The sequence below is a fragment of the Bacillus sp. SJS genome, from assembly GCF_000732485.2.
GTDB classification, from domain to species: Bacteria; Bacillota; Bacilli; order Bacillales; family Bacillaceae; genus Metabacillus_B; species Metabacillus_B sediminis.
In genome coordinates, this window is the sequence record NZ_JAQV02000011.1 from 25,767 (window position 1) to 51,454 (window position 25,688).

A 25,688-nucleotide genomic window follows, 5' to 3' on the forward strand; every position below is an offset into this window, starting at 1 on the left:
TCAAGGCTGGGGGTTTCTTTTTTTCCTGTGCAAAAACATTGATTGGAGCGTTTACTATGGTTTTATTAGGCAGTTTGATTAATGCCCTTGGCATCGCAGCAGGTACACTCATTGGGCTGCTTTTAACAAAAATCCCGGACCGGATTAAGGAAACGGTCATGATTGCGATCGGTTTGTCTGTTTCGATTTTGGGAATTACGATGGCATTTAAAAGCGAGGACTTCTTTTATGTCATTGTCAGCCTGATTGCAGGTGCGGTCATTGGAGAAGTACTCAATCTCGAGGAGAAGCTTCATGCTGTCGGCAGATGGATTGAAAGAAGAATGGGAAAATCAAAATCCGGAAACATTGCTGAAGGATTTGTCACAGCCACTCTTATATTTGTCATTGGGGCCATGGCGATCGTAGGGGCGCTCGACAGCGGATTAAGGGGAGACCACAGCGTTCTGATGACAAAGGCGATGATTGACGGGTTTACAAGTGCAGTCCTTGCAAGCACACTTGGAATCGGCGTTCTCTTATCTGCTATTCCTGTACTCCTTTATGAAGGGGCCATTGCACTGTTAGCGGGAGTCATTCAGTCGTCCATTGAAGAAAAGCTTCTATCGTCCCTCATATCAGAAATGACCGCAGCAGGCGGCGTCATGATTCTCGCCATCGGACTGAATATGCTTCAAATCAAAGCAATCCGCGTTGCAAACCTGCTTCCGGCGCTCCCTGTTATCATTCTGCTTGTGACGATTCAGCATTACTTTTTTTAGTTAAATTTGCGAGTGGCGATCTCCTGATCCAAGAGGAACGGACCACATGCCGTTTCTCTGCATCAATCAAACTGTCGGCAATAAGATTTGCCATGGACACAACCAAGTGAAGCCTTGTATTCTGCAAAACGAAGAATTCCATAAATCCGCTCACATTGACGATTCCGGTTAAATGCATGTCCCCGACAGCCGGAAGGTCTTTATTCACTCCAGCCCCGGGCTTAACAGGTCCCGGACCTACCTGAAACGAACCGACGCTTTTCAGTTTCCCGAGACAGGCATCAATCGCAATAATATAAGGATTCCGGTAAGATGCTTGAATAAAGGCAATCGACTCCTCCAGATTCACGGCATGAACGGGATCCTTCAAAGTTCCGAATACATGAAACCGTTCCATCCCCTTCTCAGCAAGTCTTGTGCCCACAATCGGCCCCAGGCTGTCTCCAGTCGAACGGTCTGTTCCGATACATAAAATAACAATTTCCCTGCCGATCATCTTTGGAAGGAGCGTCAGAATACAGGAGGACAGAAGCTCCTGTGCATCCTGATCTTCATAATAAATGCGTTCCGGATCCTTGAAAGATGAAAACAAGCCCGATTTTAGATTCATAGCCGCTGCCCAGCTCCCTTGTACTCAAAGTACTATCAGTATACGGATTACAGGCGGAATCTATACTAGGGGGATGGAACTTTGACACGCCGTCACTTTTTCCTCATCACCCTGTCAAACTTCAGCAAAACTTGCTAAAATAAAGGCTAGTTGAATCTTACCCTTTAAAACGAGATGATGAGATAGACAGGAGTGAATCCTTTGAATGAAAAGCTAAATGCGAAAATACAAGAATACTTATTGAACGAGGACCTTTGGATTGGAATTGGATTCGGGATCCTGAAAATCATTATGATTATTATTGTGGCTGCTCTGATTATTCGGGTTGGTAATATTACGATACAAAAAGTCCTCTCGCTTAGAGGGAAATCACCTCTTCGCATCTCAGAACGTCGCGAAAATACGCTAGCTAAACTGCTCAGCAACGTTTTAGCGTATGTGGTTTACTTTGCCGCTCTTTTAATGGTTCTCGAAACGATGAGTCTGGATGTCAAAGCTCTTCTTGCCGGAGCGGGAATTGTGGGGCTGGCAGTCGGGTTTGGTGCGCAGAACCTTGTACGCGACATCATCACCGGATTCTTTATTATTTTTGAAGACCAGTTTTCCGTCGGAGATGTGATTCGCGTCGGCGGTTTTGAAGGAACGGTCGAGGAAATCGGACTCAGGACAACGAAAATCAAAAGTTGGACGGGTGAGCTGCACATTTTGCCGAACGGCAGTATTGTGGAAGTGACCAATTTCTCGATTCATAATAGTACGGCGGTCGTCGACATTAACGTGGCATACGAATCGGACATTCAGCATGTGGAAGAAGTCATCCGGGATCTGCTGCGCGTCCTCCCTGCTAAATATGAGGATATGGCGGCTGTACCGGAGCTGCTTGGCGTTCATAACTTCGGGCCATCTGAAATTACGCTCAGGGTCGTTTGCGAAACGGCACCGATGCAGCATTTCTACGTCTCAAGAATGATCCGCAAGGAAATTAAGCTTGTAATGGACGAGCATGGAATCGATATCCCGTTCCCTCGCATCGTGATGTACAACCGGGATGCTAAAGATCCATCCGTTGGAAAGGGTGAGCAAAGTGGCGGATAAGGAATTTGATTTAAATGACATCGTCGAAATGAAAAAACCCCATCCGTGCGGAACAAACCGCTGGAAAATCATTCGTCTCGGGATGGACATCCGGATCAAGTGTGAAGGGTGCGGGCACAGTGTCATGATTCCAAGAAGAGAGTTTGCAAGAAAAATGAAAAAGACGCTGGTAAAAGCAGAACCGCCGGCAGAATAACCGAAAAAGGCCGTTTTTTCTTGTGTTTTCCTGATTTCCTTTCTATAATTGGGGTTGGTTTACAAAAGTACGGCCTAACACAGCAAAGCACGGAAATCGGACTTTGTTTATCATAGAGGAGCTGAACGAAACATGGCTTTAACTGCAGGTATTGTCGGACTTCCGAATGTAGGGAAATCCACTCTTTTTAACGCAATTACACAGGCTGGCGCTGAGTCTGCCAACTATCCTTTCTGTACGATTGACCCGAATGTGGGCATCGTTGAAGTGCCGGACGAGCGTCTTTGTCAATTGACAGAGCTTGTTCAGCCTAAGAAAACCGTTCCAACGGCTTTTGAGTTTACCGATATTGCCGGAATCGTAAAAGGTGCGAGCAAGGGTGAAGGACTAGGAAACAAATTTCTTTCCCACATCCGCCAGGTAGACGCGATTACTCACGTAGTCCGCTGCTTCGAGGATGGAAACATCACGCACGTATCCGGTAAAGTCGATCCAATCGACGACATTGAAACCATCAACCTGGAGCTTGTACTCGCTGACCTTGAGTCTGTTGAAAAGCGTGCTGCCCGAGTTGAAAAGCTTGCTAAGCAAAAGGACAAAGATGCAGTCGCAGAGCACGAAATTCTTTCCAAGCTGAAAGAAGCATTCGAAAACGGCAAGCCAGCCCGCTCGGTTGAGTTCACGGAAGAACAGATGAAGCATGTCAAACAGCTTCACCTGCTCACAAGCAAACCGATTCTTTATGTCGCAAACGTTGCAGAGGATGAAGTAGCCGATTCCTCTAAAAACCCTTACGTTCAAAAAGTAAGAGATTTTGCAGCAAACGAAAACGCAGAAGTGATCGTGGTTTGTGCGAAAATCGAATCTGAAATTGTAGAGCTTGATGCGGAAGAAAAAGAAATGTTCCTAGAAGAGCTTGGCATTGAAGAATCCGGACTGGATCAGCTGATCCGCGCAACTTATCAGCTGCTTGGTCTTGCGACTTACTTTACTGCAGGCGTTCAGGAAGTACGTGCATGGACATTCCGTCTTGGCATGAAAGCTCCACAATGTGCCGGAGTCATCCATACGGATTTCGAACGCGGATTCATCCGTGCCGAAACCGTCCACTACGAAGACCTTCTTGCGGCAGGAACAATGGGTGCAGCCCGTGAAGCCGGAAAAGTCCGTCTTGAAGGAAAAGAATATCTTGTGAAAGACGGAGACGTTATTCACTTCCGTTTTAACGTTTAATTTGAAGGAGAAGGCTCTTGAGGGAGCCTTCTTTTTTTGTGGGATTGGGTGGGCGGTTTGCAGAGGGCGGGGTCAGTCCCCAAAAATTTCACCGGATTAAAGCTCCGGCACCGCCTCTCTCAAGCCTTGCTGTGTAAAGGCTCACAGGCCCTTGGTCTCTGTCCCCTTATGCGGTGAAGCAAGACGGGACTGGCACCGTGCCAGTCCCCTGAAATTTCACCGGATTAAAGCTCCGGCACCGTCTCTGGAAACCCCTGCGGTATATGAGCTTACAGACTAAGGCCTCTGTCCCCTGATGCGGTGAAGCACAGCGGGTCAGGCGCCTTCAGCAGCAGAGCTGAAATCCCACACCCCATCATCAAATATCGCACCCTCCGCAACCATTTACACCAAAACCGCTCCGCTTCCCCTCAAATTAAAGGAAGCGCCTTGCCAAATCCCAATCCATTTGGTATAATTCTAACTTGTGAGTAATTGAATATTGCTCCTTGCTCTCATATGCTTGAGAGCCGTTTAGACCAAGAGGAGGTGTAGAGTAATGACAAACTACGAAATTATGTACATCGTACGTCCAAACATCGAAGAAGATGCGAAGAAAGCTCTTGTTGAGCGTTTCAGCGGAATTCTTTCTGACAATGGTGCGGAAGTAAAGGAAACGAAAGAGTGGGGCAAACGTCGCCTTGCTTATGAAATCAACGATTTCCGCGATGGTTACTATCAGATCGTTAAAGTTGCATCTGAAGCAGAAGCGGTTCAAGAATTTGACCGTCTTGCAAAGATCAGCGAAGACATCATTCGTCACATCGTGATTAAAGAAGAAGAATAATTGCAGCCGATCATAAATTTTCTAAATAAAGGATGGTCTTCATGATCAATCGTGTCGTTCTCGTCGGAAGACTTACAAAAGACCCTGAACTTCGTTATACACCAGCGGGGGCAGCTGTTGCCACCTTCACTCTTGCAGTAAACCGTACGTTTACGAACCAGCAGGGGGAAAAGGAAGCAGACTTCCTTAACTGTGTCGTATGGAGACGTCAGGCCGAAAATGTGGCAAACTTCTTGAAAAAAGGCAACTTAGCAGGCGTTGAAGGCAGATTGCAGTCTCGCAGCTATGAGGATCAAACAGGACGCCGTGTGTATGTTACTGAAGTTGTGGCCGACAGTGTGCAGTTTTTAGAGCCTAAGGGATCTGGAAACAGCGGCGGTGGCGGAAACAGCAATAACTTTTATGATGGAGGCCAGTCTCAGGGCGGCCAGAGATCATATGGTGGTTCAGATCAGCAGCGGAATAATAACAACAATCAAGGCCGTACAAGCTTTGATGATGATCCATTTGCCAATGATGGACAACCGATTGATATATCAGACGATGATTTGCCATTCTAAAAACTAAAATCCAATTCGAAAGGAGTGTATGACAAATGGCAGGAGGACGCAGAGGCGGTCGCGCGAAGCGCCGTAAAGTTTGTTTCTTTACCTCTAACGGAATCACGCACATCGACTACAAAGATGTTGATTTGCTTAAAAAATTCGTTTCCGAGCGCGGTAAAATTCTTCCTCGTCGTGTAACTGGTACAAGCGCTAAATACCAACGTAAATTGACTGTTGCTATCAAACGCTCACGCCAAATGGCATTGCTTCCATACGTTACAGGCGAATAATGTTTAAAAAGGCACCCAATTGTGGGTGTCTTTTTTTTTCGCTCAGAATGGGATAACTCTGATGGATGAAAGTCAAAAAGTTCATGAGGTATTTAGTTGTACTACTTTCATTGTTATCACTCCAAAGGCTCATTTTAGAATGGAGTTGATTAGACGTCTGGAGCGGAAATCAGCAGCCAAACTAAATAGAGCTTATTTAATGATCAAAGATGATGATACATTATGTTATAATTTTACAAAAAATACATAGTTCTCAAAGCAGGACTGAAGTATCACTCAGGAGGACAAAATGATTTTTACAGGAGATTATTTTGATAACTACCGTTTAGAGGAACTATCCAACGAAATAATGGAAGCAGCAGAAAAAAAATTAAAGGTGAAGCTGCCAGCTGCCTATATTGAATTAATGAGGGTACAAAACGGCGGAGAACTTAAGCTTAAAAAGTTTGTAAATGAAATACTAGAAGATGGGTTTATAGAAATTGAATATTTATATGGGATAGGCAAAAAAAGCGGAGAAGGAATTCTCATCGATTCTTATACGCGCAAGGAATGGGGACTATCCAATAAGTTAGTTTATCTGAACGGAGACAGCCATAATTGGATTGCCTTGGATTATCGCAGATACATAGGGGATAATCCGCCTGTGGTTTATTTAGATATTGATACAAAGGAAAAAATACAAATTGCTGAGGATTTTACGGATTTCTTAAACAGACTGACTGTTTTAGAAGAACAGAATGAACCGTTTGATTTTTTTGAAGAAGAGTTTGTAAGAGAAGAAGTGGAGGAAGCATTATTAATTGGCGCCAATAAATATCTAATGACTGCAGGTATCAGATACTTTGGACTGCACGATGAGAACTTAAATTGGTTCTTAACACAAATTGAGAGTTCAACAAAGAGAATGATGGAAGCACGTTCATATGAAGATACTTATACATTAGATTGTTATTTAAATACCATAATTTTGATAATAAAAAGCAGGAAGCATGACCTTAAAGATTATCCGCAAGCAAAAGATTTTTTTGATCGATTAACTAATTTTCCGCCTGAACTCGATGACAATTCAATGATAAAGAGAAAAAGCGAAAAAATTCAGCATTATTTGCTTTTAGAGCAAGAACGTTTGCTTCAGTAAATTGTACTAATAATTATTTGTCTACGGATAAAGTATGGTGTAGATTTTTGACACCTGTTGATTGGAGCGGAAGGCGTGAGACTCCTGCGGGAGCAGCGGGACAGGTGAGACCCCGCAGTGGCGCAGCCAGGAGGAGGCTCACCGCCCGCCCCGCGGAAAGCGAAAGCCTGCAGCGGAAATCAACAGCCAAGTTTAACAGAGCTAATTATTCAGAAACAAGGCCTAAAAAATTGTTGCTTCCACTGAGTTTCCAGCTCAAAAAAGATGAAAAAGGCACCTTTCATCCGTACTAAAAGAGTTACTAATCGCAGGTAAAATCCACAGGTAAGTTCAACGAAGTTTTTATACATAAGACAGCAAGTGGCCGCTACTCCTCTTTACCCCAAAAAAATGATATAATTGAATCGTACATAACAAGGTGAAGGCTGCTTACAAGAGCAGTTTTTTATTTTTACGGATAGAGAGGATTTTTCTCCCCCTTGTGATTTAAGCTGAATGAGGTGAACCTGTGAAACGCACGAAAGCCCTGACAGAGGGAGCGATTATGCTTGCTCTTTTTACTGTTGCCGTCTTAATTACCATCACCGTCCCGCTTCTGGGGATAATTACTTCATTTGCCCTGCCTATTCCTTTCATTGTATATGCATTAAGGCATGACACGAGGAGCAGTCTTCTTTTGTTTGCCGCGTCTTTGCCGGTCGTTTTTATAACGGGATCAATCAGTGCCTTGCTTGCTGCAGCACCGACTGCTTTAACAGGGATCATCATGGGTACACTTTATAAGAAAAGAGGAAGTGCTCCGGCTGTTATTGGCGGGACCTTTGCGTTCCTCGTTACCATCCTTGGAGGCTATGTGATTTCGGTTCTTTTTTTTCAAGTGAATCCTCTAACCGAATTCAAGTCTATTATGACGGAATCCATGAATATGGCGACATCCTTTATGAAAACGATGGGTCAGCCTCCGAAGGAAGAACAGATGAGGCTTCTGCGGACTCAAATGGAACAGTTTTTCACATTGATGCCGACAGTTGCAGTAATGTGCAGTTTCTTTTTCTCAATCATTACTCATGCAATTGCATCTGCTATTCTTAAAAGACTGAAACTTGAAGTAAAGCCTTTAAAGCCATTCAGGGAATGGAAGCTGCCGCAAAGTATTGCATGGTATTATTTGGCGGTTGTTCTGCTGAGCTATATTGGATTCGAGAAGGGATCCTACGCGAGCATGGCTGTGTCCAATGTATTCTTTATCCTGATGATTTTGTTAGTCATCCAAGGGTTTTCTTTCCTGTTTTACTATGCTTACGTAAAGGGAATATCAAAAAGCATTCCCATCACGGTTGTTATTATTTCCCTATTCCTCTCAATTTTGCTTTATCCAATTCAATTCTTAGGTATAATTGACATAGGATTCAGATTAAGGGAGAAAATTACTCCAAAATCTTAATGGTTTTACAAAACGGTATCACTGTTGCGAGGAGCTGAAACAGATGCCAAGTTTTTACGAAAAGCGCTTATTCCGTTACCCTATATACGCTTTATATAGCGTGACAGTGATCGCTCTAGCAATCCTTTTTTACTATAACTGGATCCTATCCTTCGCAGGCCTTCTTCTTATGGGTTTTACCATTATTCTCCTTATTCAGGCTGATGCCAAAATGAAGTCGGATATGGAAGAGTACATATCCACGCTCTCCTACAGGCTGAAAAAGGTCGGAGAAGAAGCGCTGATGGAGATGCCGATCGGGATCATGCTGTTTAATGATCAGTACTATATAGAATGGACGAATCCATTCCTTGCTTCCTGCTTCGATGAAGATACGCTCGTCGGACGGACGCTTTATGATGTAGCGGAAGGGCTCATTCCTCTTATTAAACAGGAGGTTGACTCAGAGACGCTCTCTCTCCATGACCGGAAGTTCAAGGTGATTATTAAAAGAGAAGAACGCCTGCTTTATTTTTTTGATGTAACGGAGCAAAAAGAGATTGAAAAGCAATATAAAAATGAGCGGACGGTTTTAGCCCTTATTTTCCTTGATAACTATGATGAAGTAACGCAAGGGATGGACGATCAGACGAAAAGCACAATTAACAGTGAAGTGACATCCCTTTTGAATAAATGGGGGAATGAACAGGGGCTGTTTTTAAAGCGTGTCTCCTCTGAGAGGTTTCTTGCTGTTTTAAATGAGCATATCCTCGAAAAATTGGAAAAAAACAAGTTTTCTGTCCTTGATGAAGTGCGCGAGCGAACAGCCGTTTATAATATTTCGCTTACGCTCAGTGTAGGAATCGGTGCCGGACATCACTCCCTTCAGGAGCTTGGAGATCTGGCGCAATCGAGCCTGGACCTTGCTTTAGGCCGCGGAGGAGACCAGGTTGCCATTAAGCAGTCTAACGGCAAAGTGAAGTTTTACGGCGGCAAAACGAATCCGATGGAAAAAAGAACCCGGGTCCGCGCCCGTGTTATTTCCCACGCAATGACGGAAATTGTCACGGCCAGTGACAAGGTTCTGATCATGGGCCATAAATATCCGGATATGGATGCAATCGGTGCAGCCATCGGCGTTCTGAAAGTTGCAGAAGTAAACGACAAGCAAGCGTACATCGTTCTCGATCAGAATGAAATAGATTCGAGTGTTCAAAGGCTTGTAGAGGAGCTTAAGCTTCATACCGAATTGTGGTCCCATTTTATTAAACCGGAAGAAGCGCTTGAAATGGTGACAGAGGAAACGGTGCTCGTTGTCGTGGATACACATAAGCCTTCCCTCGTTCTCGATGAGAAGCTGCTTGGACGTGTTCATGATAAAGTCGTGATTGACCATCACAGGCGGGGCGAGGAATTTATTAAAGACCCTCTGCTTGTTTATATGGAGCCGTATGCGTCCTCTACAGCGGAGCTTGTCACGGAGCTGCTTGAATACCAGCCGAAGCGCCTGAAGCTCAAAATGATTGAAGCAACGGCCCTGTTAGCTGGTATAATAGTGGACACAAAAAGCTTTACGCTCAGAACCGGCTCAAGAACGTTCGATGCAGCATCCTATCTCCGGTCAAAAGGAGCGGACACGATTCTTGTCCAAAAGTTTATGAAAGAGGACATCAACCATTTCGTGAAACGCTCCAAGCTGATTCAGAACACCGAGCTGCTCGAGAATGGCGTAGCGCTGTCAATGGACTCTGATGAAAACGGGGATTATTTCGATCAGGTTATCATTGCTCAAACAGCGGATACTCTCCTTTCAATGAGCGGAGTTTCAGCTTCGTTTGTTCTGGCGAGGCGCAATGAAAATACGGTTGGAATCAGTGCAAGGTCGCTTGGGGATGTGAATGTTCAGCTGATTATGGAAGCACTGGACGGCGGCGGGCACTTGACGAACGCGGCCACCCAGCTTCATGACATCACGGTTGCAGAAGCGGAAGAGAGATTAAAGCAAGCAATTGGCGACTATTTTGAAGGAGGAATTAAGGCATGAAAGTAGTTTTTCTTAAAGATGTTAAAGGCAAAGGAAAAAAAGGCGAGGTAAAAAACGTAGCGGACGGCTACGCGCACAATTTCCTGATTAAACAAGGTCTTGCTGTAGAAGCAAACAATGCAGCAATGTCAGCACTTAATGCCCAAAAGAATAAAGAGAGCAAAGAAGCAGAACAAGAGCTTCAGCAGGCGGAAGAGCTGAAAAAAACACTTGAAGAGCTTACCGTTGAACTGAAAGCGAAATCTGGAGAAGGCGGACGTCTATTCGGTTCCATCACAAGCAAGCAAATTGCCGATGAGCTGAAAAAGGTCCACTCCATCAAAATCGATAAGCGCAAACTGGACCTTCCGGATGCGATCCGAGGTCTTGGATACACAAACGTACCTGTGAAGCTTCATACCGAAGTAACAGCAACTCTAAAGGTTCATGTAACGGAAGAATAAGCATGGAAAGTTAACCCATTGCCGCGTTTTACAAAATGCGGAAAATCAGGGTTTTCTGAGGATTGAAAGCAGCATGAGAGGTGATAGAGCTGATCAGAAAAAATTCTGTTACAGCTTCTATCACCTTTTTCTTATATAATAGAACAAGTACGTGCCATTTTAACCTAAAGGACGGTGCTCGAACTTGAATGAACTATTCAATGACCGAATTCCGCCGCAGAATATAGATGCTGAACAAGCTGTACTAGGAGCCATTTTTCTTGAACCGCAAGCCTTAACGATGGCTTCAGAAGTATTAATACCTGAGGATTTTTACCGGGCTGCGCACCAGAAAATTTATAACACGATGCTCCAGCTTACCGACAAGGGCGAGCCTGTAGATCTGGTCACCGTTACCTCTGATCTCGCAGATGTAAATCTGCTTGAAGAAATTGGAGGGGTCTCCTATTTATCAGACCTTGCCAACTCAGTACCAACAGCGGCGAACGTAGAATATTATGCAAGAATTGTAGAAGAAAAATCGATTTTAAGAAGACTAATCCGGACGGCAAGCACGATTGCCCAGGAAGGCTATACACGCGAAGACGAAGTGGCCGATCTCCTGACAGATGCTGAAAAAAGCATCATGGAAGTAGCACAGCGCAAAAACGCAGGCTCCTTCCAGAGCATTAAGGATGTCCTCGTTCAAACCTATGATAATATTGAACTTCTTCACAACCGAAAAGGAGACATCACGGGAATACCAACCGGGTTCTCTGAGCTCGACCGGATGACGGCAGGCTTTCAGCGAAACGACCTCATCATCGTTGCCGCCCGTCCTTCCGTTGGTAAAACCGCCTTCGCCCTGAACATTGCCCAGAACGTCGCGACCAAGACAGATGAGAACGTTGCGATTTTCAGCCTCGAGATGGGGGCCGACCAGCTCGTTATGCGTATGCTCTGTGCAGAAGGCAACATCAACGCCCAAAACTTAAGAACCGGTAACCTGACAAGCGAGGACTGGGGAAAGCTCACCATGGCTATGGGAAGCCTTTCTAACGCAGGAATCTATATCGATGACACCCCAGGGATCCGCGTCAGTGAGATCCGCTCGAAATGCCGCCGTCTCAAGCAAGAGGCCGGCCTCGGCATGATCCTGATCGATTACCTGCAGCTCATCCAGGGAAGCGGCCGAAGCAAGGATAACCGCCAGCAGGAGGTATCCGAAATCTCAAGAACGCTCAAATCCCTGGCCCGTGAGCTCAAGGTGCCCGTCATCGCCCTGTCCCAGCTCTCCCGTGGAGTGGAGCAGCGCCAGGACAAGCGTCCGATGATGTCCGACATCCGTGAATCCGGAAGTATCGAGCAGGATGCCGACATCGTCGCCTTCTTATACCGTGACGATTACTACGACAAAGAATCCGAAAACAAAAACATCATCGAAATCATCATCGCCAAACAGCGTAACGGTCCCGTGGGAACCGTCTCCCTGGCGTTCGTAAAAGAATACAACAAGTTCGTGAACTTGGAGCGGAGGTTTGACGACGCTCCAGGGGCTTAGAGGCTGCACCCTTTTTGGGGTGTGGTCTTTTTTATTGCGATCATTTTTTTCAAATGGTCCTCTACCATGTCCGCTTCCCGTATCTTTAAATTACCTAAATAAATGATCACTTCCCGATTATCCGATAAAAACAGGATCAGTCTATCTTCAATACGGCGGTAGCCTTCTAAATAGCGGAGGCTGATTTTTTCATACGAAAGACGTTTCGCAGATAAAGCATATCTCTTCGAATGACAAGATAGTTTCGTTTCTTCATTGTTAGACTATAGATTCCTAAGCCAATTAACGGAAAAGAAAGGAACAGAAAATAAGAGAAGTTGGATAATGAATGCCAATCCCAGCCAATTGCCGACAAAATCATAAACGGAATGGCTAGCGGTATTGCGCCGGCTGCGATAGTGAATACTCCCATTTCTCCATTTTCTTTGTATTTGAACTCCATATCCACCCTCCTGAGCATTTCTTTGTGGAATAAATACCCAGTTGTGATTAGTTGTAAGCACAAAGTGCCTGACCCGCACTCTGCTAACAAACGAAAGCTCCGGCACCGCCTCTGTTTAAGCCTTATTTATCAAGGTCCCAGCCAGTACAGCCTCTGTCCCCGGCTGCGGTTAAGCAAAACGGGACTGGCACCGTGCCAGTCCCGTCATTCGCTAGCAGACTAAAGCTCTGGCACCACCCTTCACAAAGTCAGCAGGCGCAACGGTTTGTAAGAGGCTGTCTCTGTCCCCTTATGCGGTGAAGCAGAGCGGGACAGACCCCACGCCCCGCACCCCGCTTCTATATGTTAAAATTAGAATAATTATGTAAATAGCTAGGAGCAGATCATGTCACAAATATGGATTGCAGAAGAAAGTATTTCAACGAAGTTTTTGGATGATTTGGGACACCATATGAGGCTTGATGGAGAACTCGAAACGGCCTACTTTGTTAGTGCAGACGGAGAGGATTACATAGAGGAAAATAAAAACTTCTTACTGGAGTTTTTAATTCACCGAAACAAGTATCCTCTGTTTGTCACTTTTAATGTCTATGATGAACAAGCACACGAATACATTACTTTTTTAAATCAGAATAATATTGAATTTATATTAAAACACCTTGATGAAAAAAAAAGCTATTATGATTTTTCAGGCAGGCATCTATACCACCCGCCATGCTTTACTGCAATGATTCATGATCCCGCTGCTTTATCACTGTTACTTAATGAAACCTATTGGCTGCCATCTCAGAACGAATTTTATTCCATTTCTTTTTCAGACAATTTAACGTTTGAGTTAGGGGAAGTTAGGGAGTGGGGAAGAAAAAAGAAACGCTCAATCCCAACCTTCAAAATGGAGGAGGAAACGGCTTTTATTACAATTTACCACGATGGGGCAGGATTTAATTTGTTTTCAAACGAGGATAAAGATAGCTCCCTTGATAGATTTATTTCAAATTTGCCAAAAGGAACCGTTATTACACAGATAAACGATCGTTTAACGGATGAATAAAAACATCCAAATAAAAGATACGAAAAAGGCCGGGCTTTTTGAATTTGCCGGCCTTTTTCGCCTTATTCTCCAACCTTCCTAAACTCCATCAAATCCAAATTAGCATTCGGTGCATAAACCTGCAGGGTTTGGATGCCTTTTTCCAGACGGATGCTGGTTTCGAAGGTTTTCCACGTATCCCATCCGCCGGTCTGCGGGATGTTCGCCTCAGCTCTGGCATCTGCCTGTTCCAGTTTAATCTCGCCTTGAGGCAGATCGCCTGTGTACTGGTTTCCTACTTTTCTGAGAAGAGTGAATTTCCCGCCGTCTCGACCGGATGCTGCAAGAAATGTAACCGTATATTCCCCAGCTTCCTTGACGTCAACGGCATATTGCATCCAGTCGCCTTCGTCAATCCAGCCCACGCTGGTTGGACCGTTTTGAACTCCAAACATGTCCTGATAGTTTTCCGCTTCAATGCGGGTACCTAATGGATCAAGTACAGCCGGTTTGACAAGGCGTTTCATCACAATGTTATCGATCGTTACGCCCGCACGATTTCCGCCTAAAAGAAATTCGATCACACTGTTCGGATCGCTTTCCGAAGGCTGAATCAGCAATCGGTAGGATTTCATGTCTGCTGTAAGCGGGATTTGTTCGGTTTTCGTATAAAAGGCTGAGCGGTTCTCATTTGTTACCTGAAATCCGATATTCCGCTTTGCATCCGCTTTTGCGTCAAAGGTCAGGATATAGGCCGCGTTCTCTTCAAGATTCAGCTTGTTTTGACTTAAGCGAATCGCATCAGCGTAGCTTCCGGTACGCTTAATATCCACATGAAGCTTGCGTACCGGAATGGCTTCACCGACTGAAGCCTCGGCTTTAGATCCTTTATCCGCGGCAAGGTCCCAGAATTCCATGCGCGCCGTCCCCTGGTCAAAGGTTCCGTTGTAAATGTAGTTTCCGTTAGGCAGGACTTTTTTCGGTGCATTTGGATCCTTTGGAAGCTTTACGAGCTTTACATGGTCAATCCAAACTGGAAGATCCGATCCCTGGCCCAGATTAAATTCCAGACGCGCATGAGGATCCGTCTCGCTTTCCATCGTAAACTCATAGCTAAAGGACTGCATCTTGTCCGTAAGGGAAAGAGTTTGATCAGATAAATATCTCGTATAGCTGCGTTCGGGACCCGAAATATTGATACCAGCCGCACGAGGGCCAGTAGACCGGGCATCAAAGGTCAGTTTATAGCGCTCTCCCTTTTCAATCGGAAGGTTAGGCTGCACAAATTGGATGGCATGTACGGCATTCCCTGGTTTCGTGATGCTGATTTTTGCTTCACCGTTCACGGATTCTGCCGTTCCTTCTCCTCCAAACAGGCTGGAAGGCTCAAACGGCTGGAATTTCCACTCATTGAGGCCGGCCTCGAACTCCCCGTTATACACATAGTTTCCGTCAGCAAGCGGGGGACGAAGATCCGCAGCTGTCTCTTCAGCCACCGGTCTTTCCCCGGCCTCGCGATACTTTCCGTCCAATTCATACACTCTTACATAATCGACGAGCATCCGGCTTGGGAAGACCGTGGTGCTGTCCGGATAGCCAGGCCAGTTTCCGCCAACAGCTACGTTCAGCTGAAGGAAAAAGTCACGGTCGAAGGGAGCGGGATACGTGTAGGGTGCAGCAGCATTTTCATTTTTACTGTACCAGTCATTTTGCTTTGCATAAAGAACGCCATCCACGTACCATCTGATCTCACCGGGCTCCCAGTCAATCGAGAAGGTGTGATAGGCTTCTGAGAAATCCATCGCGCCTTGTGGAAGGCGATACATTTCTCCTGTGTTTTTCCATGGCAGTCCATAATGCAGCGTGCCATGCACTTCATTCGGAGCATGTCCGAGCAATTCCATAATGTCAATTTCTCCTGAGGCAGGCCACCCTGAGTACAGATCATAGTCTGTCGGCATCATCCAGATTGCCGGCCACATGCCTTGGCCTTTTGGGAGCTTTGCACGAATTTCGTAGCGGCCGTACGTCCAGTCGCCTTTGTTTTGCGTGGTCAATTTGGCAGACGTATACTCATTGCCGCCCAGAGCCTCTTTATGCGCTTCAATGACAAGGGAACCATTCTCCAAACGGGCGTTTTTTGAGCGGTTCGTATAATTTTGAAGCTCATTATTCCCGTAGCCACCGCCTCCCTGGATAAAATTCCACTTGCTTTCATTGATCGCGGATCCGTCAAATTCATCCTGCCATACAAGATTCCAGTTTTCCTTTTGGATCTGGTTTTCCTTCAAGGCAATCTGTTCAAAATCAAGGACCCGATTCGCTGAATCCAACAGATAAACGCCGGCATACTTGTTGATTTTCGGATCAACACCTGTCAGGTCAGAACCGGAGCGGTATGGATTCGTCACCGTTCGTCCTTTCGGCGCCAAATCGCCGGTTTTAACTTTGCCGAACGGTTCATTTGATACCTTTACGGCAACGTGATGCGATGTTGGAACGGGGATAATCAGTTTAGCTGTCCCGTGATCCTTCCCCTTAATGGCAACGGGATGGAACGGGATCGCCTCCTTGCTGCCTGCAGCCTGTGCAGGGCCTGTAAACCCTGCGATCAGCATGCAGGAAATCATCATACCAGTTAATTTGCGCATCTCTTAACCTCCTTGATTTTGTCCAAAAGGCGAATTAAGAACCGATCTGCAAGGAAGGTGTCCGCTGCTTAATGATTTCTGCATACCGATAGGCACTGTCCTTCCAGATTCGTTCCTGAGAATCAAAGTCCACATAAATCATGCCAAAACGTTTGGCATAGCCGAAGCTCCATTCAAAGTTATCGAGCAGGGACCACAAGTAATAGCCTTGAATATTCATGCCCATCTCATTCAAATCAGAGACGGCTTGAAGGTGCCTTTCAATATAATCGGTGCGAAGGGAATCATGCACCCTTCCATTCTCCACCTCATCATCATAGGCGGCCCCATTCTCCGTTATGTAGATTGGGAGGTCCGTGTATTCTTTACGGAGTCTGATAATCAGGTCTTTAAATTCATCCGGAGCGATGTCCCAGCCCATCCCGGTTTTATCATAATCCGAATAAGCGCCTTTGCTCATAAAATCTTGGGCTGCGCTGAATTCGACGATGGCCCGGCTGTAGTAGTTAATTCCGAAAAAGTCACATGGAACCGAAATGGTTTCCAAGTCTCCTTGTTTAATAAAATCATAGGAGTGAACGTATTTAGAAAAGAGATTCATCATATCTGCCGGATAGCTGCCTTTGAAAATCGGATCCAGGAACCATCTGTTAGAATAGCCATCTGCATTATTCGCAGCAAGCAAATCGTTCGCTGAATCGGAAGCTGCATAAACAGGGGACAGGTTCAGCGTAATACCGATTGGAGTGAGGGATGAAAACTCCTGTTTCAGCATGTTCACAGCTTCTCCGTGTGAAAGCAGCATGTGATGAACGGCTTTAACGGCTTCTTCCATGTTCGTATGGCCTGGTGCATGAACGCCCTGATGGTATCCAAGAAAGCCTGCGCACCAAGGCTCATTGTGCGTAATCCATGAATCAACGAGATGATCAAGCTCCGTAAAGCAAGCTCTTGTGTAATCGAGGAACCATTTCACCGATTCACGGTTTGTCCAGCCGCCTTCTTCATGCGCCCACATAGGCAGGTCCCAGTGATAAAGCGTAACCGCAGGCTTGATGCCTTCTTCCTGAAGCCGCTTCGCCAGATTTTTATAAAAGGCCATACCTTCTGCGTTGTACTCGCCTTTCTTAGGGAAAATACGAGGCCAGGCAATGGAGAAGCGATAAGCATCGACGCCCAGGTTTTTAATGATTTGGATATCTTCCTCAAAACGATGGTAGTGGTCACATGCCGTATTTCCGTTGTGCTGCCGGTAAACCTTGCCCGGGGTGTCGCAGAATGTATCCCAAATCGAAGGGGTCCTTCCGCCTTCGTTGTATGCTCCTTCAATCTGATAGGAAGACGTTGCTGTACCGAAAATAAACTCTTTAGAAAAATTCATTTCACTTCACTCCTTATTCTTTGATGGCTCCAGCTGAGATGCTGTTGATGATGTATTTAGATAAGAAAAGAAACGCAATCATGATCGGCACGACGGAAATGGCAATGCCGAGATACATGGATCCAAGATTTTGAGCCACTTGAGAACCTTTTAAAAATCCCATTAAGACCGGCAGTGTGTACTTTTCCGGAGAGAAGATCAGCACTAAAGGCATAATGTAGTTGTTCCAGGAACCAATAAAGGTGAAAATCGACATCGTGGCAATAGCGGGCATCATGATGGGAATGGCCACAATGTGAAAAATCTTAAACTCGCTGGCCCCGTCAATTCTTGCTGCTTCTATTAAACTCGGATGAAGGGTCGTCAAAATATATTGCCTCAAGAAGAAAACAACAAATGGGCTTGCAACAGCCGGGACAATGAGCGGAATATACGTATCAAGAATCCCTAATGTCTTGGACAATTCATAAAATCCAATTAAACCAAGCTGTCCGGGCACCATCATCATGACGAGCATGAAAACGAAGAGAAAATTCTTCCCTTTAAACGTGTAAAAAGCGAATCCGTATGCAGTCAGGGCTGAAAAATACCCCGTCAGGATCGTTACAAGAACCGAGATGAAAAGACTGTTTTTAAAGCCCGTCCACACATTCACATAATCCATCATCGTTTGATAGTTCTCGAGAAGAGCATTGCCGGGCACGAGCGTAAAGCCTGTTAATATCGCTTCATTGGATCGCGTCGCATTAACGAGCATCATCAGGAAGGGAACAAAGCAGACAATGGCCAAAACAGTCATGCCGATGTAAAGAATCCCTTTGATGATCCGGTCTTTTCCGCCTTTAGGCTTTGGCTGAAGAGAGACAGGCTTTGATTTGAATTCAGTAGAAAGAGTTTTGTTCGTTTCAATCATTTTTTACACCTGCCTTGCTTGTTTTCTGTCGCTGCTGTACATCGATCTGAAGACGACGGCAGAGAAAATGACCGTGATGATAAATAATCCATAGGCGACCGCGGATGCGTAGCCATAGTTGTTGTACTTGAATGCCTGATTGTATAAATACAGAACCATCGTGTTCAGCGATCCGTCCGGCGATCCGATGCCATCGGTAATCAGCATAGGAAGATCGAATAATTGAAGACCACCAATGAGAGAGGTAATCATGATATACAAAAGAATCGGTTTTAATAAAGGCAGGGTAATGCTGACAAGTGTTTGCCAGCGGTTTGCGCCATCGATCAGAGCGGCTTCGAAATAGTCAGTGGAGATTCCGGAAATCCCAGCCATGATGACAATAAAGGAATGCCCGAACCACATCCACGTTAAGATCAGGGAAACGGAAATTTGAGCGGTGGCTGGTTCATTCAGCCAGTTAATTGGATCAGAGATCAATCCGAGGTTCATGAGAACAACGTTCAGCGAGCCATGCTGCCAATCCAGCAGGATCCCGAATAATAGAGCAACGGAGCTGACCGTTATCAAATTTGGCAGATAAAAAATCGCCCGGAAAAACGATTGGCCCTTCATTTTCAGCCGCATATCGGAAAAAATGGCGGCAAGAATCAACGCAAGTCCCATTTGCAACGCAAAATTAATGCCCCAGATTTTCAGCGTGTTGACAAAGGCCTGCACGAAGAAGGAATCCGTTAAAAGACGTGTATAATTCGCTAATCCGACAACCTCAGCAGTTCCGCTGCCGGTATAATTTGTAAAGCTGTAATAAAACGTGAGCGCAACTGGATAGATACTGAATACTAAGAAGACCAGCCAAAACGGTGCGATAAAAAAGTACCCATACCGGTTTAAATTTTTCACCTTTTTCCCTCTCTTTCAAGAAGTACAAGCGGCCTAAAGCTTGTTAAGCCGCTTGCTGCTTATCATTTATTTGGAACCGTTAAATCCGGATACGCATTTTTCGCTTTCATATAAAACTCTTTAATCGCGTCATCCTTGGATTTTTTTCCATCCGTATATTGTTTAACCGCATTGCCGTAAAGGGTATCAAGCTGCTGATCATACTTCGTTACGATTCCCGGCTTAATATTTTGAGCCTGATCAAGGAAGAATTGATAATTATTTTGCCCGCCAAGGAATTCGTCTTTAAAATCACCTTTAATTTCATCTGTAACAGGAAGGTAGGATAGAACATCTCCTGTTTCTTTCGCCCAATCCTTAAGGAAGTCTTTATCCTGCGTCATCATTTTCACGAAATCGTAAGCCAGTTCCTTGTTCTTTGATTTGCTGTAAACACCAAGCCATGAACCGCCCCAGAAATATGGACTCGGACCGCTTGTAACTGCCCAATCACCCGTGGATTTTTTTACATTTGTTTTCAAAACACTATGCAGACCCCAAGTAGGAAGTACATAGGAGAACACATTGGTTTCAACTGTCTTTCCGTTCTCTTTAACCTTCACGACTTTATCCATGGATTCGAACCACGATGGGGACCATTCTGCAGCATTGGCTGTGTAGCCTTTCGTCTTCATTTCTTTTGCATAGTCCATAAATTCAACTTTTCTGTCAGTCAGCTGCAGCTGATTTTTATCATTTACCCATGGTTCAGGTGCATCGCCTTGAGCAAACCAGCGGATTGCGCCCTCATCCGGGAACATGCGGTAGCCTTTCGCTTTCAATTTTTCTGCTGTTGCAAACACACTGTCCATAGAAGACATCATTTTCCCCACTTCAGCAGGATCATCCGTTCCAAGAACCTCTTTCGCAATGCTTCGCTTGTAATAAACACCGCCTGGAGTCGTCTGCCAGGAAAGAGCTCTCACCTTTCCATCCTTGTCTTTTCCCATATCAAATACGTAAGGAATGTATTGATCTGATAACTTTTCAGCATCGTATGGGGATTTTGAAAGGTCTTCCCAATATCCCGCATCCACCCATTGCTTAATAAAGGCAAGCTCACCCGTAAATACGTCAGGAGCTCCCACGCCGCTTTCAAGAACCGGCTTTAGCTTCGTTGGATAGTCTGCAATCGGAACGATGGTCAGCTCCACCTTCACGCCATTCTTTTCTTCAAATTTTTTAATAGGCTTCTTCAATTCATCTGTAAATGACCAGATTCTCAAATCAATGTCTTTACCGCCTTTTGATCCGTTTGCACTTTGTGAACCTGAACAGCCTGCCAAAATCCCGATTAATAGAACAAGCGACAAGAAAATACTGAGTGTTTTCTTCATCATGTAGCCCCTTTTCAAATGGTATTGGAAAATAAGTGCTTTACTTACTGTTCGAAAGCGGTTTCGATTTCCGGTAAAAAATAAACATAAAACCGAAAGCGGTTTCGTTTAACTGCAAAAAAATAGACTGAAAGCGGTTACTGTAAAAGTTAAAAAAAATTAGGTTAAAGCTCGGCAGGATTCGCGTTCTATTAATTGAATTGGAATCATTTCAGATTTTATTGATTTCTTTTTCTGGACAATCTGACTCACAAGCAGACTCGCTGCCTGTGCACCAAGTGCATCTGTATCCTGTTTGATGGTTGTTAATTTAGGTGTTACATAGCTCGCCATTTCGATATCGTCAAAACCAATAATCGAAAAATCATCCGGAACAGCAAGACCATGGTCTTTAATGGTTTCCATTGCACCAATCGCCATTTGGTCTCCAGCTATGAAAATGGCTGTAGGACGATCCTTCAGTTTTAAAAGCTGTTCCATTGCTGCTCTGCCTTCCTGAATGGAGAACATCCCTCCGTTTACAAGATATCCTTCAGGTATAGCAAGACTGCTTTTCTTCATTGCCTTCTCATATCCATCAATTCTTGCCTCACCAGTAAATGTTTCGGAATCACCTGAAATATGGGCAATCTTGCGGTGGCCGAGTGATATGAGGTAATCTACTGCAGTCTCAGCTCCAGTCACATTATCAGAATAAACGACACTGCTGTTAACCTCATTCATGTCAATCACGACAATAGGAATGTTGCTGTCCAGAATTTCCAGCACCTGAGGATCATTTTGGTCAGAGCAGATGATGATAATGCCATCCACACCTCTGTATGTAAAATGCTCCAGATAGGTCGTATTCCGGTTGCGGAGATTTCTGGAAGGGAAAATGAGGTCATACCCTTCATTTTCCGCATGCTTGCGAAAACTTTCAATGACAGCATTAAAGAATGGATGCTTCATCCCCACTTCATTTTCCTCCGTAAACATGACTCCAATTGACCATGTTTTTTTGGTGGAAAGGGACTGGGCGTGAGAATTAGGCAAGTAACCCATCTCCGCTGCTACAGTCAAAATGACATTCTTTGTTTTCTCACTAACATCCGGATAATTATTTAATGCTTTTGAAACGGTTGTACTGGAAACCCCAGCTTTTTTTGCTACATCATAGATCGTGGTCATCCTAATCTCCTCTTATCGAAAGCGCTTTCGTTAATTTGTATTATAAGGGTGTGAACTTGGAATAGGCAAGAAAATTTTTTGAATATTTTGGACAGATGACATAGCTTGGGGTCTGACCCGCACTCAGCTAAAGTACGGAAGCTCCGGCACCGCCTCTACTCAAACCTTATGTATCAAGGTCTCAGCCAGTACAGCCTCTGTCCCCGGCTGCGGTGAAGCAAAACGGGACTGGCACCGTCCCAGTCCCGCCATTCGCTATCAGGCTAAAGCTCTGGCATCATCCATCGCAAAACATACAGGCGCAACGGTTTAAAAGAGGCTGTCTCTGTCCCCTTATGCGGGGAAGGAGAGCGGGACAGACCCAGTTCTCGCCTTCCACCCATAAAAACTACACTCCTTCAAAATAAGCGGGGCAGCCTTATTCTCCAACCTTCCTAAATTCAATCCAATCCATATTAGCATTTGGTGCATAGACCATCAGGGTTTGGATTGCTTTTTCAAGATGAATTCCACTTAAAAATGTTTATAATAGGTATAAATGATAGATATTGTAAAAATAAGCTGATTTTTATTATACGGAGGTAGGTTACTTATATGAAATATACTCTTTTAATCGTTCCATATATACAAATCTTACTGAGAATACCCTATTATCTGGAAAATTACGATTATAAGTTACTAATGTTTTCTCATTTCATTACCAGCATTATTAACAGTACATTCGTTACCATATTACTTTTTTTTCTCTTAAAAAACACCAAAATCAATAATTTTTTGAGCATTTTAGTTTTTGGGGCTTTCTCATTTTATGTAACTTTCTTATTTACTGGGACTATTGGATTTCCTTTTCATTCAATCGTATTAAATCAAGTACACCCAACATACTTATTTACAGATAAAATGCAACTCCCTATAAACATAGTCCCTATACTCCCCATGATATCCACTTTGAACAACTCACTGGCGCTATTATATCTTTTTTATAATTTGATGTTATTAGCTCCTGCTACATTCACAATTCTTTACTTTGGATGGATAAAAAACATTAAAAAAATACTACTTTTAACTTTTATTAGTAGTATTTTTATAGAACTAATTCAGTTAATTGAAATGGTCATATTATCTTTTTATGAAATAGATGAACTTAGAGCTGCAGATATTAATGACGTTATACTCAATTTCATAAGTGGAGTAATCGGAATCATTGTTTTTAAAATTTATTTTAAATTTTCCAGTAAATTTAAGTTGCAAAAATATTTTCTTAGTTCTTTTAGAAGCTAAAAAACAAACTCCCTTTAAACGGGGCGTTTGTTTTTTATAAAAGGACCAATAGCTTCCGGATCATTAAAATCTATATTTCTTCTTTCTTCCTAAAACAGGTTGTCATAAGCTCCTAGATCAAAACCATTTATTGAAATGTTGATTCTGAGTTGATCTATTAGAAGCCCAGGGTTTAATATGTTTTCTCCCATTTGTAAACTCATCCCCCTTTGTAATATGTAGTACATGTGCATATTGAGACGAAATTTTCTCCGTTGTGAATTCTTTCATAGACGTAATATTAGCCATAGTCTGTCTCTGGAAAGCGGGATAGACCCGGTATTATGTAAACTGTAACCATCTCTCCACTATCTGCAACCATTCTCCTATTCACGAACGAAAATAACCACCAACCTATTTAATGTTCGGAAAATAAATTGACTTTCCTCCACCTCATTGGTACAATATTGGATGGATTTAGTGTATATAAATGGATTGAAATCGTAAGTTAAATCGCATTCGGAGGTGCAGGTATATGTCTTCAGCAGTAGTAGTTGGAACCCAGTGGGGAGATGAAGGAAAAGGGAAAATCACCGATTTCCTCTCAGAAAATGCAGAAGTAATTGCTCGCTATCAAGGCGGAAACAACGCAGGCCATACAATTAAATTCGACGGAGTCACGTACAAGCTTCATTTGATTCCATCCGGAATTTTTTACAGTGATAAAATCTGTGTAATCGGCAATGGAATGGTTGTTGACCCGAAAGCGCTTGTTCAGGAGCTCGCTTACCTTCATGATAAAGGCGTAAACACAGACAATCTCAGAATCAGCAACCGTGCCCACGTGATTCTTCCTTATCATTTAAAATTAGACGCCGTTGAAGAGGATCGCAAAGGCGCGAATAAAATTGGTACGACGAAAAAAGGAATCGGACCTGCATATATGGATAAAGCAGCGAGAATCGGAATCCGCATCGCTGATCTACTTGACCGTGAATCCTTTGAAGAAAAGCTTGCACGCAATTTAGAAGAAAAGAATCGTCTATTTGAAAAAATGTACGAGGTCGAAGGCTTTAAAATCGAGGATATTCTGAATGAATACTACGAATACGGCCAGCAAATCAAAAAATATGTGTGCGACACTTCCGTTGTCTTGAACGACGCACTGGATGAAGGCCGCCGTGTGCTGTTTGAAGGCGCTCAAGGTGTCATGCTTGATATTGACCAGGGTACGTATCCATTTGTTACATCATCCAACCCGGTAGCGGGAGGCGTAACGATCGGTTCAGGCGTAGGCCCGACGAAAATCAACCATGTAGTCGGAGTTTCCAAAGCGTACACAACCCGTGTTGGAGACGGTCCTTTCCCAACTGAGCTGGATAATGAGATTGGCCACCAAATCCGTGAGGTCGGCCGCGAGTACGGTACAACGACAGGCCGTCCGCGCCGCGTCGGCTGGTTCGACAGCGTCGTTGTCCGCCATGCCCGCCGTGTCAGCGGAATTACAGATCTATCCCTGAACTCCATCGACGTGCTGACAGGCATCGAAACACTGAAAATCTGTGTCGCTTACCGCTACAAAGGCGAAGTCATGGAACACTTCCCGGCAAGCCTTAAAGAACTTGCGGAATGTGAGCCTGTATACGAAGAGCTGCCAGGCTGGACAGAAGACATAACAGGAGCGAAAACGCTTGAGGATCTTCCAGAGAATGCCCGCCACTATCTGGAGCGCGTGTCACAGCTGACAGGCATTCCGCTTTCTATCTTCTCTGTTGGGCCAGATCGTTCGCAAACGAATGTACTTAGAAGTGTATACCGCGCAAACTAATAGATTTAGGAAGGGGAAGCCAGTTAGCTGGCTTCTCTTTTTTTATATAGTAGAGGTTAGTGCTGTTCGGTTTTTACTTTGTACTTGCGGCGGAGAATCCAATAAATGAGGAAAACGGTCCGATATAAGGTGAGGAGAGTCCGATAAAAGATTGAAAGTCCGATAAAAGCAGCGGAGTGTCCAATAAAGAAGAAAAACTGTCCGATATCCTGGGGTGAGTGTCCGATATAAGATGACAAGCGTCCGATATAAGGTTGAGTGTCCGATAAAAAGATAAGTGGCTATTCTCCGATATTCCAAAGATAATCTACTACGTAAAATAACTGTATTCTTTTAAAAAGAAGTAGACATCCCGGCTATCAAACAGCATAATAAATCATGCGTGCAAGAAAGAAATATGGGATTCAAAAAGTATTTTGTCATTTTTGTAAAAAAACTATTGTTTCTTTCTATTAATCTATGCTATTATTAAAAACGTCGCTGAGGCGCTCTGATACTGAGTTTAAAGTGGCAGCAAGGTAGTTTTAAAGGGAGCCATTAGCTCAGTCGGTAGAGCATCTGACTTTTAATCAGAGGGTCGAAGGTTC

At 44.3% G+C, this 25,688-nt stretch carries 23 protein-coding genes; 15 read left to right on the forward strand and 8 right to left on the reverse strand.

The annotated features are described in order from the left end of the window. The first annotated feature begins 56 nt into the window (after window positions 1-56). The gene (locus AS29_RS05745; protein WP_035408484.1) at window positions 57-761 is read left to right on the forward strand and encodes a DUF554 domain-containing protein; all 705 of its coding nucleotides are present in this window, start codon (window positions 57-59) and stop codon (window positions 759-761) included. On the opposite strand, the gene yyaC is transcribed toward AS29_RS05745, so the two are convergent. Beyond that, the gene (gene yyaC, locus AS29_RS05750) at window positions 724-1,371 is read right to left on the reverse strand and encodes a spore protease YyaC (RefSeq protein ID WP_066098970.1); all 648 of its coding nucleotides are present in this window, start codon (window positions 1,369-1,371) and stop codon (window positions 724-726) included. The genes AS29_RS05745 and yyaC overlap by 38 nt on opposite strands. A gap of 192 nt (window positions 1,372-1,563) precedes the next feature. On the opposite strand from yyaC, the gene AS29_RS05755 reads away from it, so the two are divergent. From AS29_RS05755 to dnaB, 11 genes are all read left to right on the forward strand, one after another. Beyond that, window positions 1,564-2,466: a mechanosensitive ion channel family protein gene (locus AS29_RS05755; protein ID WP_035408486.1), complete on the forward strand. Its 903-nt coding sequence runs from the start codon at window positions 1,564-1,566 to the stop codon at window positions 2,464-2,466. Further along, entirely contained in the window at window positions 2,456-2,662 is a 207-nt protein-coding gene (locus tag AS29_RS05760) for a DUF951 domain-containing protein (RefSeq protein ID WP_035408488.1), read from the forward strand. The genes AS29_RS05755 and AS29_RS05760 overlap by 11 nt, the downstream gene beginning before the upstream one ends. A 132-nt stretch (window positions 2,663-2,794) precedes the next feature. Further along, entirely contained in the window at window positions 2,795-3,895 is a 1,101-nt protein-coding gene (gene ychF / locus AS29_RS05765; RefSeq protein WP_035408490.1) for a redox-regulated ATPase YchF, read from the forward strand. 538 nt (window positions 3,896-4,433) lie between these two features. Then, entirely contained in the window at window positions 4,434-4,721 is a 288-nt protein-coding gene (gene rpsF / locus AS29_RS05770; RefSeq protein ID WP_035408493.1) for a 30S ribosomal protein S6, read from the forward strand. A 41-nt stretch (window positions 4,722-4,762) separates the two neighbouring features. After that, a complete protein-coding gene (gene ssb / locus AS29_RS05775; RefSeq protein WP_035408495.1) occupies window positions 4,763-5,281 on the forward strand; it encodes a single-stranded DNA-binding protein in 519 nt (172 codons plus the stop codon). 35 nt (window positions 5,282-5,316) lie between these two features. Then, entirely contained in the window at window positions 5,317-5,556 is a 240-nt protein-coding gene (gene rpsR / locus AS29_RS05780) for a 30S ribosomal protein S18 (protein ID WP_035408497.1), read from the forward strand. 289 nt (window positions 5,557-5,845) lie between these two features. Then, a complete protein-coding gene (locus AS29_RS05790; RefSeq protein WP_051860701.1) occupies window positions 5,846-6,697 on the forward strand; it encodes an SMI1/KNR4 family protein in 852 nt (283 codons plus the stop codon). Window positions 6,698-7,205: 508 nt separating this feature from the next. After that, window positions 7,206-8,141 (forward strand): YybS family protein, encoded by a 936-nt coding sequence (locus AS29_RS05800; protein ID WP_051860702.1) that lies wholly within the window; start codon window positions 7,206-7,208, stop codon window positions 8,139-8,141. Between the two features lie 43 nt (window positions 8,142-8,184). Continuing rightward, window positions 8,185-10,164 (forward strand): DHH family phosphoesterase, encoded by a 1,980-nt coding sequence (locus tag AS29_RS05805; RefSeq protein WP_035408504.1) that lies wholly within the window; start codon window positions 8,185-8,187, stop codon window positions 10,162-10,164. After that, window positions 10,161-10,607 (forward strand): 50S ribosomal protein L9, encoded by a 447-nt coding sequence (rplI, locus tag AS29_RS05810; protein WP_035408507.1) that lies wholly within the window; start codon window positions 10,161-10,163, stop codon window positions 10,605-10,607. The genes AS29_RS05805 and rplI overlap by 4 nt, the downstream gene beginning before the upstream one ends. Window positions 10,608-10,791: 184 nt before the next feature. After that, window positions 10,792-12,147, forward strand: a complete 1,356-nt coding sequence (gene dnaB, locus AS29_RS05815) for a replicative DNA helicase (RefSeq protein WP_035408509.1) — start codon at window positions 10,792-10,794, stop codon at window positions 12,145-12,147. 166 nt (window positions 12,148-12,313) lie between these two features. Here dnaB and AS29_RS05820 read toward each other — a convergent pair whose 3' ends face one another. After that, complete coding sequence (locus AS29_RS05820) at window positions 12,314-12,589, reverse strand: hypothetical protein (RefSeq protein WP_035408511.1); 276 nt, start codon at window positions 12,587-12,589, stop codon at window positions 12,314-12,316. 385 nt (window positions 12,590-12,974) lie between these two features. On the opposite strand from AS29_RS05820, the gene AS29_RS05825 reads away from it, so the two are divergent. Continuing rightward, entirely contained in the window at window positions 12,975-13,640 is a 666-nt protein-coding gene (locus AS29_RS05825) for a hypothetical protein (RefSeq protein ID WP_035408513.1), read from the forward strand. 62 nt (window positions 13,641-13,702) lie between these two features. Here AS29_RS05825 and AS29_RS05830 read toward each other — a convergent pair whose 3' ends face one another. The 6 genes from AS29_RS05830 to AS29_RS05855 form a co-directional block, all read right to left on the reverse strand. Continuing rightward, on the reverse strand, window positions 13,703-16,270 hold the full coding sequence (locus tag AS29_RS05830; protein ID WP_051860703.1) for a carbohydrate binding domain-containing protein: 2,568 nt from the start codon (window positions 16,268-16,270) through the stop codon (window positions 13,703-13,705). 34 nt (window positions 16,271-16,304) lie between these two features. Further along, window positions 16,305-17,651: a GH1 family beta-glucosidase gene (locus AS29_RS05835; RefSeq protein ID WP_035408515.1), complete on the reverse strand. Its 1,347-nt coding sequence runs from the start codon at window positions 17,649-17,651 to the stop codon at window positions 16,305-16,307. Window positions 17,652-17,664: 13 nt separating this feature from the next. Continuing rightward, on the reverse strand, window positions 17,665-18,450 hold the full coding sequence (locus AS29_RS05840) for a carbohydrate ABC transporter permease (protein ID WP_051860704.1): 786 nt from the start codon (window positions 18,448-18,450) through the stop codon (window positions 17,665-17,667). A gap of 117 nt (window positions 18,451-18,567) precedes the next feature. Further along, window positions 18,568-19,467 carry a carbohydrate ABC transporter permease gene (locus tag AS29_RS05845; protein WP_035408518.1) on the reverse strand — a complete coding sequence of 300 codons (900 nt, stop codon included), beginning with the start codon at window positions 19,465-19,467 and terminating at the stop codon, window positions 18,568-18,570. Between the two features lie 62 nt (window positions 19,468-19,529). Then, entirely contained in the window at window positions 19,530-20,843 is a 1,314-nt protein-coding gene (locus AS29_RS05850; RefSeq protein WP_035408520.1) for an ABC transporter substrate-binding protein, read from the reverse strand. Between the two features lie 159 nt (window positions 20,844-21,002). Further along, window positions 21,003-22,013 (reverse strand): LacI family DNA-binding transcriptional regulator, encoded by a 1,011-nt coding sequence (locus AS29_RS05855; protein ID WP_035408523.1) that lies wholly within the window; start codon window positions 22,011-22,013, stop codon window positions 21,003-21,005. A gap of 681 nt (window positions 22,014-22,694) precedes the next feature. On the opposite strand from AS29_RS05855, the gene AS29_RS22015 reads away from it, so the two are divergent. Together AS29_RS22015 and AS29_RS05865 are read left to right on the forward strand one after the other, a co-directional pair. Next, window positions 22,695-23,294: a VanZ family protein gene (locus tag AS29_RS22015; protein ID WP_442854518.1), complete on the forward strand. Its 600-nt coding sequence runs from the start codon at window positions 22,695-22,697 to the stop codon at window positions 23,292-23,294. Between the two features lie 514 nt (window positions 23,295-23,808). Continuing rightward, window positions 23,809-25,101 (forward strand): adenylosuccinate synthase, encoded by a 1,293-nt coding sequence (locus AS29_RS05865; RefSeq protein ID WP_035408528.1) that lies wholly within the window; start codon window positions 23,809-23,811, stop codon window positions 25,099-25,101. The last annotated feature ends 587 nt before the right edge of the window (window positions 25,102-25,688 follow it).

Coding starts and splice junctions, on each gene's coding strand:
- AS29_RS05745 (WP_035408484.1), top strand. CDS start 57: ATGGTTTTATTAGGCAGTTTGATTAATGCCCTTGGCATCGCAGCAGGT.
- yyaC (WP_066098970.1), bottom strand. CDS start 1,371: ATGAATCTAAAATCGGGCTTGTTTTCATCTTTCAAGGATCCGGAACGC.
- ychF (WP_035408490.1), top strand. CDS start 2,795: ATGGCTTTAACTGCAGGTATTGTCGGACTTCCGAATGTAGGGAAATCC.
- rpsF (WP_035408493.1), top strand. CDS start 4,434: ATGACAAACTACGAAATTATGTACATCGTACGTCCAAACATCGAAGAA.
- ssb (WP_035408495.1), top strand. CDS start 4,763: ATGATCAATCGTGTCGTTCTCGTCGGAAGACTTACAAAAGACCCTGAA.
- rpsR (WP_035408497.1), top strand. CDS start 5,317: ATGGCAGGAGGACGCAGAGGCGGTCGCGCGAAGCGCCGTAAAGTTTGT.
- AS29_RS05790 (WP_051860701.1), top strand. CDS start 5,846: ATGATTTTTACAGGAGATTATTTTGATAACTACCGTTTAGAGGAACTA.
- AS29_RS05805 (WP_035408504.1), top strand. CDS start 8,185: ATGCCAAGTTTTTACGAAAAGCGCTTATTCCGTTACCCTATATACGCT.
- rplI (WP_035408507.1), top strand. CDS start 10,161: ATGAAAGTAGTTTTTCTTAAAGATGTTAAAGGCAAAGGAAAAAAAGGC.
- AS29_RS05820 (WP_035408511.1), bottom strand. CDS start 12,589: ATGGAGTTCAAATACAAAGAAAATGGAGAAATGGGAGTATTCACTATC.
- AS29_RS05825 (WP_035408513.1), top strand. CDS start 12,975: ATGTCACAAATATGGATTGCAGAAGAAAGTATTTCAACGAAGTTTTTG.
- AS29_RS05830 (WP_051860703.1), bottom strand. CDS start 16,270: ATGCGCAAATTAACTGGTATGATGATTTCCTGCATGCTGATCGCAGGG.
- AS29_RS05835 (WP_035408515.1), bottom strand. CDS start 17,651: ATGAATTTTTCTAAAGAGTTTATTTTCGGTACAGCAACGTCTTCCTAT.
- AS29_RS05840 (WP_051860704.1), bottom strand. CDS start 18,450: ATGACTGTTTTGGCCATTGTCTGCTTTGTTCCCTTCCTGATGATGCTC.
- AS29_RS05850 (WP_035408520.1), bottom strand. CDS start 20,843: ATGAAGAAAACACTCAGTATTTTCTTGTCGCTTGTTCTATTAATCGGG.
- AS29_RS05855 (WP_035408523.1), bottom strand. CDS start 22,013: ATGACCACGATCTATGATGTAGCAAAAAAAGCTGGGGTTTCCAGTACA.
- AS29_RS22015 (WP_442854518.1), top strand. CDS start 22,695: ATGTTTTCTCATTTCATTACCAGCATTATTAACAGTACATTCGTTACC.
- AS29_RS05865 (WP_035408528.1), top strand. CDS start 23,809: ATGTCTTCAGCAGTAGTAGTTGGAACCCAGTGGGGAGATGAAGGAAAA.